Below are 14280 nucleotides of genomic sequence, written 5' to 3' on the forward strand. Positions count from 1 at the left end.
AGTACGTGGTGCAGCACGACACGTCCCCCGAGACGACGCGGCAGCTCGCCGCGTTCCTCGAACGGCGTCGCGAGCAGATCGCCCAGCGATGGGCGGACGCCGCGCTGTTCCGGACCGTCTTCACCGTCTCCCGGGACGAGGCGGTCGAGGCGTGCAAGGCGGTGGTGGACGCCCTGGCCGACGTGGCCCGCACCGGCCGGCTGGACGACATCGACGCCCCCGGCTTCGACACCGTCAGGGACCAGCTGGGCCGCATGGCCGTCGCCCGTTCCCAGGCCGGCTACAGCCCGCCGCAGATCGCCCGCGAGGTCGCCGCCCTGCGGGACCCGGTCCTCGCGCTGCTGCGGGCCGAGTTCGAGGAGCCTGCCGACGACGGCGTCCACGCGTCCCTCCTCGACCTGACGGTGCTGCTGGGCACGCTCCGCCTGGTCGTGATGGAGACCACGGTCAACTCCGGCGAGGAACTGATAGCCCGCCAGCGTCAGCAACTGCTGGAGGTGGCCACCCCGGTCATCGAGATGTGGGACGGCGTCGTCGCCGTCCCGCTGATCGGGACCCTGGACAGCTCCCGCAGCCAGATCGTCATGGAGAGCCTGCTGGAGGCGATCGTGGAACGGCGCGCCCGGTACGCCATCCTCGACATCACCGGCGTGCCCACCGTCGACTCGCTCGTGGCCCAGCACCTGATGAAGACGGTCGCCGCGGCCCGGCTGATGGGCGCCGAGTGCATCGTCTCCGGCATCCGTCCCGCCATCGCGCAGACCATCGTCCACCTCGGCATCGACCTCGGGACGATCCTCACCCGCGCCAGGCTCGCCGACGCCCTGGCCTACGCGCTCACCCAGCAGGGCATGGCCGTCTCCGCCCTGCCCGGCGCCGGAGCGGGCCCGCGGTGACCGACCACCCCGCCCTCAGTCCGGAGCCGGTGCCCGTGCTGGCACTGGGCGACATCCTCCTGGTCACACTGCGGGGAGACCTGTACGACGGGGTGGCCGAGCAGCTCCAGCAGGACGTCACCCGGCGCATCGCGAACAGTCCGGTGCCGGTGGGCGGCGTCGTGATCGACCTCTCCGGCGTCGAGATCGTCGACTCCTTCCTCGGCCGCATCCTCGCCGAGATCGCCGCGAGCGCCCGCCTGCTGGCCGCCCGGACCGTCCTGGCCGGCATGCGCCCCGCCGTCGCCATCACCCTGGTGGAGCTGGGCCTCACCCTGCCCGGCCTGGTCACGGCCCTGGACGTCGACCGGGCCCTGGCCCTGCTGGGCCGCACCTACGCCACGGACCGGCCCGCCCGTCCGGAAGAGGGCGCGTGATGCACGCTCCCCACACCCCCACCACGCGCCTGCCCATCGGCGGGGACGCCGACCTGGCCTGGCTGCGCCAGCACGTGCGGCAGCGCGCCGCCGACCTCGGCTTCGGCCTGGTCCAGCAGACGAAACTGGTGACGGCGGTCAGCGAACTGGCCCGCAACACCCTCGTCCACGGCGGCGGGGGACACGCGGAGATCACCGCACTCGCCGACGGCGCCCGGCGCGGACTGCGGCTCGCCTTCGTCGACACCGGCCCCGGCATCCGCGACGTCGACCTGGCCCTGACCGACGGCTACACCAGCGGCGGCGGGCTGGGCATGGGCCTGAGCGGAGCCAGACGGCTCGTCCAGGAATTCGACCTGGACACCCGGCCCGGCCTCGGCACCACCGTCACCGTCACCGAATGGGTCTCCGGCCTCCCGGCGCCCCGCTCAGGTGCCCTGTGAGCAGGGTCTGGGACGTCCCCGTCCCCGAGAACACCAGGGTCCGGGACGTCCGCGTCGCGACGGAGAGCGCCTGCGCCACGGCCGGACTGGACACCCGCTCCACGGCCGCCGCGGCGCTCGTGGCCACCGAACTGGCCACCAACCTCGTCAAGCACGCCGGCGGCGGGCGCATCGTGATCAACCTGACCGGTCCCTCCGGCACCCTCGCCGACTTCGCGGAGCGGGTGCAGATCACGTCGCTCGACCACGGGCCGGGCATCCCCGACGTGGCGCAGGCCCTGCGGGACGGCTACACCACCGCCGCCTCCTCCCTGGGCGCGGGCCTGGGCACCTGCCGCCGGCTGTCCGACGACTTCGACCTGCACAGCCGCCCGGGCCAGGGCACCGTCGCCATGGCGCGCCTCGGCCCGTCCGGAGCGCCGGGACCGTCCCGCCCGCGTGCCGCCCTCGCCGGCCCAGGTACCCGGGTCGGCGGGATCAACGCCCCGCTCGCCCACGCCGACCACTCCGGGGACGCCTTCAGCTGGGCCCGCTCCGGGCCACGGATCACCCTCATGCTGGCCGACGGGCTCGGCCACGGGGCGAAGGCGGCCGAGGCGTCCGGCGCCGCCGTGGCGGAACTGCGGCGGCGAGCGGACCTGCCGCCCGCCGAGATCCTGCGCCATCTGCACACCGCGCTGCGGCACACCCGGGGCGCGGCCGTCGGCGTCGCCCAGCTCGACGAGGGCACCATGCGGCTGTCGTTCGCCGGCGTCGGCAACATCGGCGCCCGGCTCAGCACCGACGGGCAGTGGCGGGCCCTCGTCTCGCACCCGGGGATCGTCGGCGCCCACTTCCCCGCCTCCGTTCCCCGGCACGAGTCCGCCTGGCGGCCCGACAGCCTCCTCATCCTGCACAGCGACGGACTCCCCAGCCGCTGGGTCCCCCCGCACGACACCCGTCTGCTGGGCCACGACCCGGCCGTGACGGCCGCCGTCGTCCTGCGGGACGGCAGCAGCGCCGCGCGCCCGCTGCGCGACGACACCGCCGTGGCCGTGCTCGCCCCCGACCTGGACGGGCGCCCATGACCGCGACCCCGGACGTCTGGAAGATCGCGTCGGTCGCCGACGTGGCCGAGGCCCGGGCCGCCATCGACCGGGCCGTCACCGCCGCCGGGGTCCCGCCGCTGGAACGCGCCCGCTTCCTCACCTCGCTCACGGCACGCCTGCGGCGGTGCCTGGACCGCCACGACGACTGGGAGCTCCTGCCCCGCCTGCGAGGAACCGCGGACGGAGCCGCCGACCGTCTGGAGGTCACCCTGCGGCCGGTCGGCTCGACCCGGCCGGACCCGGAGGACGGAGCGCCCCTCGGCTGCGCCCTGCCGCGCCCCGCCGCGATCGCCCCCGACCCGGGCGTGCCGCTGCCCTTCGCGCTGCTGCACGCCGACGAGAACACCGCCGCCGTGCTGAGCCTCTTCGACGAACAGGAACGGCTCCTGCGGCTGCACCGCGAGGAACTGCACCAGACCAACCAGGGCGTCCTCGCGCTCCACGCCGACCTGGAAGCCGCCTCCCGCACCCAGCGCGAACTCCTCCAGGCCGAGCGGGCGGCCCGCGCCGAGGCCGAGCGGGCCCGGCGCCTGCTGACCTTCCTCACCGACGCCAGCGCCGCCATCACGGCCTCCCTCAACCCCGCCGCCATCCTGCGCAGCCTCGCCGACCTCCTCGTACCCGACTACGCGGAACACCTCGACGTATGGCTCTTCGACGAGGAGGAGGAGCAGACCGACGAGGAGAGCCGGCGGCGGGTGCGGCAGCACGCCGCCGCCGCGGTGAGCGCGGCCCGCACCGGACGGCCGCAGCACGCCGCGGCCCACCCCGGCGGGCTGCCCGGGGTCGACGACCTCCCGCCCTCCGCCCTGTACCCCGACCGGCCGCTGCTGGCCGTCCCGCTCATGGCCCGGCGCCTGCTCGGTGTCCTCACCCTCACCGCCCCCGGCCCCAGGTTCGACCCGGACACCTGCGTGATGCTGGTCGAACTCGCCCGCCGCGTCGGCATCGCCCTGGACAACGCCCGCCGCTACGAGCAGTACCGCGACACCGCCGAAGCCCTCCAGCGCGCCCAGCTCACCCAACTTCCCACCCCGTCGGGCCTGTTGCTGGCCGCGCGCTATCTGCCCGCCACCCAGGGCCTGAACATCGGCGGCGACTGGTACGACGCCTTCCTCCAGCCCGACGGCAGCCTGCTGACCGTCATAGGCGACGTGACGGGCCACGGACTGCACGCCGCCGTCGTCATGGGAGAGCTGCGCACCGCGCTGCGCGCCTACGCCGTGGAGAACGACAGCCCCGCGCAGATCCTCACGCGCCTGCACCGCATGCTCGGCCATCTCCAGCCGGAGCTGTACGCCACCGCGATGATCGCCCGGTTCCGGCCGGGCGAACCGGACGTCGTCTGGGCCTCGGCCGGCCACCCGCCGGCCGTCGTGCGCGGGGCCGACGGCTCGGTCCGCGTGCTGGACACCAGACCCGGCGTGATGCTGGGCATCCCCATGCCGTTCGTGTACACCGACCACCACGTCGAACTGCCCGCCGGGTCCTCCCTGGTGCTGTACACCGACGGTCTCGTCGAGCGCCGGGCGCGGGGCATCGACGCGGGCATCGAGCGCCTCGGCCAGGCCCTGGGCGCGCTGAGCGTCCCGGAGCTGGAGCAGGACCCGGAGGCCGCGGCGGACGCCCTGCTCAAGCCCCTCCTGCACGACTCCGAACGCGACGACGACATCTGCCTGCTGCTGTGCCACACCGTGCCCCCGGGCGGGCGCTAGGTCCTGTGCGCGAAGTTCCGTCTGTTCCGCGACGCCCGGCATGTTCCCCCACTGCCTGAAGGGCGTGGGAGGTGCCCCCGCTCGCCGCATCGGCCGCCAGCCCGAGTGCGTCCGGTACGAGGCCGTGCGCCCGGCACGCCGAGAGCACGCACCGGACGCCGTGGGGCCCGCTCTCCGGGCGCGCGACGGGACTGGGCGGACACGCCCTGGGGCCGGTCCGGGGAGTCCCGTCGGCGCGGTCAGAGGCGGGAGGTGGCGGGGCCTGTGGCACCGTCCTGGCCGCCGTCCCGGGCGGAGAGAAACGCGCGCAGGCCCTGGCCCAGTGCCTCGCGGTCGGCCGGTTCCATCGCCGCGAGCGTCACGGCGAGCGCCTGCGAACGGCGGGAGGTCACCTCGGCCAGCACCTGTCGTCCCGGGCCGGTGAGATGGAGCTGTACCTCGCGCCTCCTGCGCGGGTGCAGCACACGCTCGACCAGACCTGCCGCCTCCAGACGGTCGCAGAGCCGGCTCGCGGTCGGCAGCCCTATCTCCATGCCCTCCGCCAGGGCGGTGAGGTTGAGTCCGGGCTCCGACTCCAGGATCCGCAGGGCCCGCAGCTGGTGCGGCGACAGCCGCATGCTCGCCTCCTGGCCGGCCACCGACCACAGGTGCGCCAGCCCGTCCACGGCATCGGACAGCTCCAGGGCGAGGGCCAGGGGACCGTCACCGGGGCCGCCCGCGCCGCCCGGCCGGGCCCGCCCGGGGCCGCCGGACCGGCTCACGAGCCCATGGCTTTCAGCAATCGGCTGCCCATGCGAATACCACCCTCATTCCCTCGCGGTACCCGAAGCGTCGCCGCGCAAGCACCGCCACCCCGGTCATCGTAGGTATTCGGGCCTGGCGGGCGGGCGAATCCACCGGGCCGCCATGGGCGTGGAGAAATTGCGCGCGCGAAGTCCGGGTGCCGGGGGAGGGGGTGCCGACGCGGCGGGGCCGGCCGTCCAGGGGGCGGCCGGGGCGGTGTCGGAGGGCGCCGTGTCAGTGGTCGAGGGCCGGCAGCGGGCGGTCGAGGAGGGAGAGGCGCGCGGTGATCCGCTTGCCGACGGGTTCCCGATGCGCCTCGAAGCCGTGCACCACCGCCATGACGATCTCCAGACCGTGCTGCCCCACGCGCCCGGCACCGGCCGTGTGGGCCGTCGGGAGCGTCGGGTCGGTGTCCCAGACCGTGATCTCCACCGTGTCCGCGACGATGCGCAGCTCCAGCATGACCGGACCGGGCGCGTACTTGAGGGAGTTGGTGACCAGCTCGCTGACCACCAGCTGTGCCAGGTCCATGGCGCGTGCCGACACCGGCAGCCCCTGCTCGGACTGGGCCCGGGTCAGGAACCGCGCCGCGCCGGACCGCGCGTCGGCGATACAGCCGAACTCCCCGTCCAGTGCCACGGCCATCTCGGCCAAAGCTTCATGCGGCATCCGGGAACACTCCTCGTGCGGGACGGGCTCCCTGACGACGGCCTGCGATACCCCGTTCATGAGCGTGCGGCTACCCCCTTGTCCCCGGATCACTCCTGTGTCGTGCGGCCGGGAATCCCGTCCGCCCGCAGGCATCGTCGGCCCTGTCTCGGGGCAGCGTTCGCATGGGACGTGACCGGGCTCCATCGAGCATGCGGGAGACGCGCGTGGCAGACAGCCGGGAAGCAGCGGGTCACGGCCGGCTGTCCGTGGTCCGGACCGACACCGACGGCGTCACCGTGGTCGTCCTGAAGGGCGAGGTGGACCACCACAGCGTGAAGGCCCTCACCCACGTCCTGCCGCCCGCCCGCGCCGTGTCCGCGCCGCGGATCGTGCTCGACCTGACCGGAGTGACCTTCATGGACTCCAGCGGCGTCAACGCCCTGATCGCCGTGCACCGCGCCACGGAGGAGGCGCGGGGCTGGCTGCGTCTGGTGGGCGTGCGGGGAGCGGCGCTGCGCACGGTGCAACTGGTCGGGCTCGACCTTCTCATCCCCTGTCATCCGGATCTTCGGGAGGCTCTCGGGCAGTGATCCGCCCCGCCGCGGAAGCGATCCTTCCGCGCGCCCCGAGGGGGCCGCGCCACGTCCCTTCCGCGCAGCGGGCCGTGCCTGGCCGAGCAGCGCCCTCCGGGCTTTGGTTGTCTCCTGACAACTGAGTTAACCTTCACCGGATTTCCTCATCGCCCGTGACCGCCACAAGCGGAGAAGCGGACGGTGGGCAGGGCCGGTCACGGCCCGGCGCGGTTCCGAGTCCCCGGCGTGGGGGCTCCTGGGGAGCGGAACGAGGGTGCGCATGACCGGCAAGACGATCGAGGCCGAGGAACGGGCCCCGGGCGAGCAGGAACTACGGCAACTCCTGGCGGGTCTGACCGCGGTACGGGACGGTGACTTCGGCACCCGGCTGCCGTCCGACGGCGAGGGTCTGCTCGGCGACATCGCCACGGTCTTCAACGGCATGGTGGACCAGCTGTCGCTGTTCACCTCCGAGGTCACGCGCGTGGCCCGCGAGGTGGGCACCGAGGGCACCCTGGGCGGCCAGGCCGAGGTCCCGGGCGTCTCGGGCACCTGGGCCGATCTGACCGACTCGGTCAACGCCATGGCGGGCAACCTGACCACACAGGTGCGCGACATCGCCCAGGTGGCGACCGCGGTGGCCAGGGGCGACCTCTCGCAGAAGATCGACGTGCCCGCGCGCGGCGAGATCCTCCAGCTGAAGGAGACCGTCAACACGATGGTCGACCAGCTGTCCGCGTTCGCCGACGAGGTGACCCGGGTCGCCCGCGAGGTCGGCAGCGAGGGCCGCCTCGGCGGGCAGGCGCAGGTGCCCGGAGTCGGCGGGGTCTGGCGGGATCTGACCGACTCCGTGAACTTCATGGCGGGCAACCTCACCTCGCAGGTCCGCAATGTCGCCCAGGTGACGACGGCGGTCGCGCAGGGGGATCTGTCGCAGAAGATCACGGTGGACGCGCGGGGCGAGATCCTGGAGCTGAAGAACACCATCAACACGATGGTGGACCAGTTGTCGGCGTTCGCCGACGAGGTGACCCGGGTGGCGCGCGAGGTCGGCACCGAGGGCCGGCTGGGCGGTCAGGCGGACGTCAAGGGCGTCAAGGGCACCTGGCGCGATCTGACCGACTCCGTGAACTTCATGGGCGGCAACCTCACGGCGCAGGTCCGCAATGTCGCCCAGGTGGCCACGGCGGTCGCGCAGGGGGATCTGTCGCAGAAGATCACGGTGGACGCGCGGGGCGAGATCCTGGAGCTGAAGAACACCATCAACACGATGGTGGACCAGTTGTCGGCGTTCGCCGACGAGGTGACCCGGGTGGCCCGCGAGGTCGGCACCGAGGGCAATCTCGGCGGCCAGGCGATCGTCCGGGGCGTCTCCGGCACCTGGAAGGACCTCACCGACAACGTCAACGTGATGGCCTCGAACCTCACCGGCCAGGTCCGCTCCATCGCCCAGGTGGCCACCGCCGTCGCACGCGGCGACCTCTCGCAGAAGATCACCGTCGAGGCCAAGGGCGAGGTCGCCGCCCTCGCCGACGTCATCAACACCATGGTCGACACCCTGTCCGCGTTCGCCGACGAGGTCACCCGGGTCGCCCGCGAGGTCGGCACCGAGGGCCGGCTCGGCGGCCAGGCGCACGTCCCGAACGTGGCGGGCACGTGGAAGGACCTGACGGACAACGTCAACTCCATGGCCAACAACCTCACCGGCCAGGTCCGCAACATCGCCCTGGTGACGACGGCGGTCGCGGGCGGCGACCTGTCGAAGAAGATCGACGTCGACGCCCGCGGCGAGATCCTGGAGCTGAAGACCACCATCAACACGATGGTCGACCAGCTCTCGTCCTTCGCCGCCGAGGTCACGCGCGTCGCCCGCGAGGTGGGCAGCGAGGGCCGCCTCGGCGGCCAGGCCGAGGTGGAGGGCGTCGAGGGCACCTGGAAGCGGCTCACCGAGAACGTGAACGAACTGGCCGGGAACCTCACCCGGCAGGTCCGGGCGATCGCCGAGGTCACGAGCGCCGTCGCGGAGGGCGACCTCACCCGCTCCATCACCGTGGTGGCGTCCGGCGAGGTCGCCGACCTCAAGGACAACATCAACTCCATGGTGGAGTCCCTGCGCGAGACCACCCGGGCCAACCAGGAGCAGGACTGGCTCAAGACCAACCTCGCCCGTATCTCCGGCCTGATGCAGGGCCACCGGGAACTGCCCGTCGTCGCCGAGCTGATCATGGACGAGCTCGTGCCGCTCGTCACCGCCCAGTACGGCGCCTTCTACCTCGCCGAGGACACCGAGCGCGGACACGAACTGCGGCTCGTCGGCTCCTACGGCTGGCCCGACGACGCCGAGCGGCCCGTCCGCATCCCCGTGGGCCGCTCCCTGGTCGGACAGGCGGCCCGCAACCGGCGCCCCGTCACCGTCGAGGAACTGCCCCCGGGCTACGTCACCATCTCCTCCGGCCTCGGCCAGGCCGTGCCCAGCGCGCTTGTCGTGCTGCCGATCGTGGTGGAGGACCAGGTCCTCGGCGTCATCGAGCTGGCCTCCCTCACCCTCTTCACCCAGATCCACCAGGACTTCCTGACCCAGCTGATGCCCACCATCGGCGTCAACCTCAACACCATCGTCGCCAACGCCCGCACCGACGAGCTGCTCGACGAGTCCCAGCGGCTGACCGCCGAACTCCAGTCCCGTTCCGAGGAGTTGCAGACCCAGCAGGACGAACTCCAGCGCTCCAACGCCGAACTGGAGGAGAAGGCGTCCCTGCTGGCCTCCCAGAACCGGGACATCGAGGCCAAGAACCTGGAGATCGAGCAGGCCCGCCAGGAGCTGGAGACCCGCGCCCAGCAACTGGCGCTGGCCTCCAAGTACAAGTCGGAGTTCCTGGCCAACATGAGCCACGAGCTGCGCACCCCGCTCAACAGCCTCCTGATCCTGGCCCAGTTGCTCGCCCAGAACCCCTCCCGCAACCTCACCCAGAAGCAGGTCGAGTACGCGGGCATCATCCACTCGGCCGGCTCGGACCTGCTCCAGCTCATCAACGACATCCTCGACCTGTCGAAGGTCGAGGCGGGCAAGATGGACGTCAGCCCCGAACGCGTCCCGCTGCGCCAGCTGCTGGAGTACGTCGAGGCCACGTTCCGCCCCATGACCTCGCAGAAGAGCCTCGACTTCACGGTCGCCACCGCGCCGGGCACCCCCGCCGACCTGCTCACCGACGACTCCCGGCTCCGCCAGATCCTGCGCAACCTCCTGTCGAACGCGGTGAAGTTCACCGAGCAGGGCGGCGTGGAACTGCGGATCGAACCCGCCGCCGACCGCGAGGTGCCCTTGGGCGTCCTGCGCGGGGGACCGGTCGTCGCCTTCCGGGTCAAGGACACCGGCATCGGCATCCCGCAGCAGCAACTGGAGACGATCTTCGGCGCGTTCCAGCAGGCCGACGGAACCACCAGCCGCAAGTACGGCGGCACGGGGCTCGGACTGTCGATCACCCGGGAGATCGCCCATCTGCTCGGCGGCGCCGTCACCGTCGACAGCACCCCCGGCCAGGGCAGCGTCTTCACCCTGTATCTGCCCGTCGCCCGCGCCGACTTCGAGGACGCCCTCACCAGCGGCAGGCCGCTGGAACAGCCGGGCGACGCGGTCGGCACCCAGATCCTGACCGGCGGGTCCGCCGTGGCGCCCGAGCGGCGCAGGCGCCGCCTGCTCGTGGTGGAGGAACGGCTGCGCGGCCTGCTCACGCTCGTCGCCGAACGCGCGGCGGCCGACATCGCGCGCAACCCCGACGACCCCCGCGGGACGATCGACATCATCACCGCCGTCGGGGCCCAGGAGGCCGCCGCGGCGCTCGCCGCCGAACCCTGCCACTGCGTCGTGCTGGAACTCGGCATGCCCGACGACGAGGGCGCCCACCTGCTGGAGGCCATGCAGGGCGACTCCGCGCTGACCAGCGTGCCCGTCCTCGTCCACACCAGCCAGCGGGTGGACCTGACCCGGGAGAAGTCCCTGCGCGCCCGTGCGGGGGGCCGCCCGCTGGCCTTCCTGTCCAGCCTCGACGAACTGCGCGAACAGATCACCCTCCAGCTGTCCGCCGAGGAACCCGGGGACGTCCTGCCGCTGGTGCGCGCCGAGGAGCCCCAGCAGTCCTTCCCGCCGGTGCTGGACGACTCCTTCCTCGGCCGCACCGTCCTCGTGGTGGACGACGACGCGCGCAACCTGTTCGCGCTCAGCGGGGTCCTGGAACTCCAGGGCTTCCAGGTCCTGCACGCCGACAACGGCCGCAAGGGCATCGAGATGCTGCTCGCCCACCCGGAGATCTCCATCGTCCTGATGGACGTGATGATGCCGGAGCTGGACGGGTACGCCGCCACCGCCGAGATCCGCCAGATGCCCCGGTACGCGGACCTGCCCATCATCGCCGTCACCGCGAAGGCCATGCCCGGCGATCAGGAGAAGAGCCTCGCCTCGGGGGCGAACGACTACGTCACCAAGCCCGTCGACGCCGACGATCTCATCGGCCGCGTCCGGCGCTGGCTGCCCGCGGGAGGCAGGCTCTCACCGTCGTGAGCACCCGCCGCCCCTGTGCCGCCCCCGGACGCCCGAAGCGAGGAACAGCGCCATCGTGAGCCGACCCCACCAGCCCGACGTGCCGGGCGAGCAGCCTCCCGAGGCCCCCGCGACCGTCGCCGACCCCTCCTACGGGCGGGCCGCCGCCACGCTGCCCGCCGCCCGCGGCACCGAGGACGCGACGACGGTCGTGACCGCCCCCGACGACGCGGACGCCCGGATCTCTCCCGTCGGACGGCTCGCCACGACCGTCGAACGCCTGCGGCGCGAGGTCCGCGACGCACAGGCCGAAGCGGACGGACGGGCCCTGATCGAACTGGCCAAGGGCATCCTCGTCGAGCGCCTGCAGTGCGGCCCGGCACAGGCCGCACGCCAGTTGACCGAGCTCACCGAACAAGCGGGTGTGACACCCCTGGAGTTCGCCGTCGAGGTGATCGACCAGGCCTCCCGCGACCGGCTCTCGGAGGTGACGGCCGCCTTCCTCGCCGCCACCGCGGGCCGGACCCACGACGCCGGCCCGGCGGGCCACGGCTCGCCCGCCGTCGGACTGCGCTCCGCGGAGAGCGCCGCACTGGCCGCCCCGGACGCGCAGACCGTCGCCGACTCCCTGCTCGCGCACGCGCTGGCTCCCCTGGGCGCGGTGGCCGTCGCCATCTGGGCGCTCGGCGCGGACGGGTCGTTCACGCTCGCGGGCAGCGCCGGATTCTCCTCCGGGGAGGCGGGACGCTGGCGGCACGTACCGCCCGGCGTGGCCACCGTGGCACGCCGGGGACTCGCCGCCCGCACGGGCCAGTGGATCGGCTCCCTGTCCGGCACCGGCCTGCCCACCGTGGGCCAGCACCAGTACCCCGACGGCGGCCGGGTCGCCATGCCGGCCGGCGCGGCGGGCCGTATCCACGGAGTCCTGGAGATCGTCTGGCCGGGCCCGCTGGAGCCCCAGCCCCCGCAGATCGCCCGGCAGATCGAGGCGCTGGCGGAACTGTGCGCCCACACCCTGGAGACGTACGCCCTGCGCCGCCCCGACGGAGGCCCGCGCATCCTCCCCGACGCCGCCGAACTCAGGGACCTGGCCGACGGACTGCACGACCCCGCCCTGGTCCTCGTCCCGCATGTCGACGCGGGCGGCGAACTCGTCGACTTCCGCATCCACCACGTCAACGCCCGCTTCCTGGACCCCGCGGGCCGGCCCCGGGGCGTCGTCAACGGAGCCCTGCTGCTGGAGGCCTACCCGATGGCCGCCGGCGACGGCGGTCTGTTCGAGCAGGTCGAGCGCGTGCACGCCACCGGGGAGCCGTTCCGCACCCAGCGCCTGCGGCTCACCGCGCTGGTCGGCGACGTGCCGCTGGACGCCGTCGCCGACGTCAGCATCAGCCGGCACGGCGGCAGCGTCCTGCTGATCTGGCGCACGGAGGACGAGACGGCACGCCTGGCGAACCTGCTCCAGCACGCCCAGCGCCTCGGCCGCATCGGCGGTTTCGAGGAGAACCTGCTCACCGGCGAGATCACCTGGAACGGCCAGCTCCACCATCTGTACGGCCAGCCGGTGTCCCTGGGCCCCGTCCCGCTGGAGGAGCTCTCGGCCCACGCCCACCCGGACGACGCCGTCGCCATCGGCCGCTTCCTGCGCACCCTTCTGCACCACCACCGGCCCGCCGACACGGCCTTCCGGCTGCAACGGCCCGACGGGGTCACCCGGCATCTGCGCGTGGCTGCCGAACCGGTCCTCGACGCGGACGGCAGGCTGCACGTCGTACGCGGCGCCTACCAGGACATCTCCGCCCACCACTGGACCGAGGTGGCGCTCGCCGCGACCCGCGACCAGCTCGCCCACACCGAGCAGCAGGCCAGCGAACGCCACCGGCTGACCCTCCAGTTGCAGCACGCCATCATGCCGCCCGCGCAAGCCCCGCTCCAGGCACCCGGGTTGCGGGTCGCCGTGCGCTACCGGCCCGCCGAGACCGAGCAGTTGGTCGGCGGAGACTGGTACGACGCCGTGGTGCTGCCCTCCGGCCTCGTGCTGCTGTGCGTGGGCGACGTCGCCGGCCACGGCATCGAGGCCGCCACCAGCATGGTCGTCCTGCGCAACGCGCTGCGCGGCCTCGCCGTCACCGGCGCGGGACCGGGCCAGTTGCTGTCCTGGCTCAACATGGTCGCCCACCACCTGAGCGGCGCCGTCACCGCCACCGCCGTCTGCGGTCTGTACGACCCGGACCGCCGCAGCCTGCGCTGGGCCCGGGCCGGCCATCTGCCGCCGGTCCTGGTACGGGGGCGCGAGGCGACCGCGCTGCCCCTGGTCAGGGGGATGCTGCTGGGCGCCGTACCGGAGGCGGCCTATGAGGAGCAGGAGCTGCAACTGGCCGCCGAGGACACGCTGTTGATGTACACGGACGGTCTGATCGAACGGCGTGACCGTTCCATGGAGGAGTCCCTGACCCAGCTGCTCACGACCGCGCGGACGCTCCAGCCCGCCCTCGAACAACAGCTCGACCGGCTGCTCACCCACAGCAGGTCGGACACCGACGACGACACCTGCGTCGTGGGCGTCCGCGTGGCCTAGGGGGTGTTGCGAAAGTCCCGCACAGCACCCGCGGCGCCCGGCACGCGCCCTCGCCGACACGGCCCGATCGTGGCCGGTACGCGTAGCCCGGCCCTCTTTGGGAAGTCAGACAACCGCAGGGACGAGCGAGCCCGGCCGGCAGCGGCGCGGCTCTTGTGGGGAAGGCGAGATGACGACCGAACGTCGATGGCAGGGAAGCACGGGGTCCGGGAGTGTTCCGGAGCAGGTCACGCGCTACCGGGGCGAGCTGCATGATGTGACGGACGCGCGCCTGGACACCGAACGCTTCCTCGACGACGTCGCCCGGGTGCGTCCGGCTTCCCAGCCCGAGCACTGGGACGACATCCTCCTGGTCGTCAACGAGCTGGCCGCGAACGCGGTCCAGTACGCGCCCGGTCCCTTCGAGGTCCGGCTGCGCACGACCTTCGACGGGGTCCATGTCGTCGTCCACGACACGAGCCGCACCCCGCCGTCCCCGCGCCCCTTCCGCCGTGACGGGGGCGGCGGGGTCGGCTGGTACCTGGTCCAGTCGCTGGGCAGCCAGGTCAGTGTCGTGACGGGGCCGGACGGGAAGGGCGTCCACGTCTTCCTGCCCTGGTGA

Annotated in this window: 11 protein-coding genes; 9 read left to right on the top strand and 2 right to left on the bottom strand. The window is 73.1% G+C overall.

Annotated elements, in window-relative coordinates; all coding sequences use genetic code 11:
* Positions 1-5 precede the first annotated feature (5 nt).
* From ACIPSE_RS10110 to ACIPSE_RS10130, 5 genes are read left to right on the top strand one after another with little or no spacing between them, the layout of a single operon-like run.
* Positions 6-896 (top strand): STAS domain-containing protein, encoded by an 891-nt coding sequence (locus tag ACIPSE_RS10110; protein WP_401659894.1) that lies wholly within the window; start codon positions 6-8, stop codon positions 894-896.
* Positions 893-1312: an STAS domain-containing protein gene (locus tag ACIPSE_RS10115; protein ID WP_401659897.1), complete on the top strand. Its 420-nt coding sequence runs from the start codon at positions 893-895 to the stop codon at positions 1310-1312. Before ACIPSE_RS10110 ends, ACIPSE_RS10115 begins: the two co-directional genes overlap by 4 nt.
* Complete coding sequence (locus ACIPSE_RS10120; RefSeq protein WP_401659900.1) at positions 1312-1755, top strand: anti-sigma regulatory factor; 444 nt, start codon at positions 1312-1314, stop codon at positions 1753-1755. The genes ACIPSE_RS10115 and ACIPSE_RS10120 overlap by 1 nt, the downstream gene beginning before the upstream one ends.
* The gene (locus ACIPSE_RS10125; protein WP_401659902.1) at positions 1752-2822 is read left to right on the top strand and encodes a SpoIIE family protein phosphatase; all 1071 of its coding nucleotides are present in this window, start codon (positions 1752-1754) and stop codon (positions 2820-2822) included. The genes ACIPSE_RS10120 and ACIPSE_RS10125 overlap by 4 nt, the downstream gene beginning before the upstream one ends.
* On the top strand, positions 2819-4558 hold the full coding sequence (locus ACIPSE_RS10130; RefSeq protein WP_401659905.1) for a PP2C family protein-serine/threonine phosphatase: 1740 nt from the start codon (positions 2819-2821) through the stop codon (positions 4556-4558). Before ACIPSE_RS10125 ends, ACIPSE_RS10130 begins: the two co-directional genes overlap by 4 nt.
* Before the next feature lie 239 nt (positions 4559-4797).
* On the opposite strand, the gene ACIPSE_RS10135 is transcribed toward ACIPSE_RS10130, so the two are convergent.
* On the bottom strand, positions 4798-5319 hold the full coding sequence (locus ACIPSE_RS10135; RefSeq protein ID WP_401659908.1) for a MarR family winged helix-turn-helix transcriptional regulator: 522 nt from the start codon (positions 5317-5319) through the stop codon (positions 4798-4800).
* 256 nt (positions 5320-5575) lie between these two features.
* A complete protein-coding gene (locus ACIPSE_RS10140) occupies positions 5576-6010 on the bottom strand; it encodes an ATP-binding protein (protein WP_401659910.1) in 435 nt (144 codons plus the stop codon).
* Between the two features lie 206 nt (positions 6011-6216).
* On the opposite strand from ACIPSE_RS10140, the gene ACIPSE_RS10145 reads away from it, so the two are divergent.
* The 4 genes from ACIPSE_RS10145 to ACIPSE_RS10160 all read left to right on the top strand — a co-directional run bounded on the left by ACIPSE_RS10145 (position 6217) and on the right by ACIPSE_RS10160 (position 14280).
* A complete protein-coding gene (locus ACIPSE_RS10145; RefSeq protein WP_401659913.1) occupies positions 6217-6582 on the top strand; it encodes an STAS domain-containing protein in 366 nt (121 codons plus the stop codon).
* Between the two features lie 262 nt (positions 6583-6844).
* Complete coding sequence (locus tag ACIPSE_RS10150; RefSeq protein WP_401659916.1) at positions 6845-11122, top strand: HAMP domain-containing protein; 4278 nt, start codon at positions 6845-6847, stop codon at positions 11120-11122.
* A 190-nt stretch (positions 11123-11312) separates the two neighbouring features.
* The gene (locus ACIPSE_RS10155) at positions 11313-13679 is read left to right on the top strand and encodes a SpoIIE family protein phosphatase (RefSeq protein ID WP_401661693.1); all 2367 of its coding nucleotides are present in this window, start codon (positions 11313-11315) and stop codon (positions 13677-13679) included.
* A gap of 169 nt (positions 13680-13848) precedes the next feature.
* Positions 13849-14280, top strand: coding sequence for an ATP-binding protein (locus tag ACIPSE_RS10160; protein WP_401659918.1), 432 nt, complete (start codon positions 13849-13851; stop codon positions 14278-14280).

This window comes from Streptomyces sp. NPDC090106 (assembly GCF_044747265.1).
GTDB lineage: Bacteria > Actinomycetota > Actinomycetes > Streptomycetales > Streptomycetaceae > Streptomyces.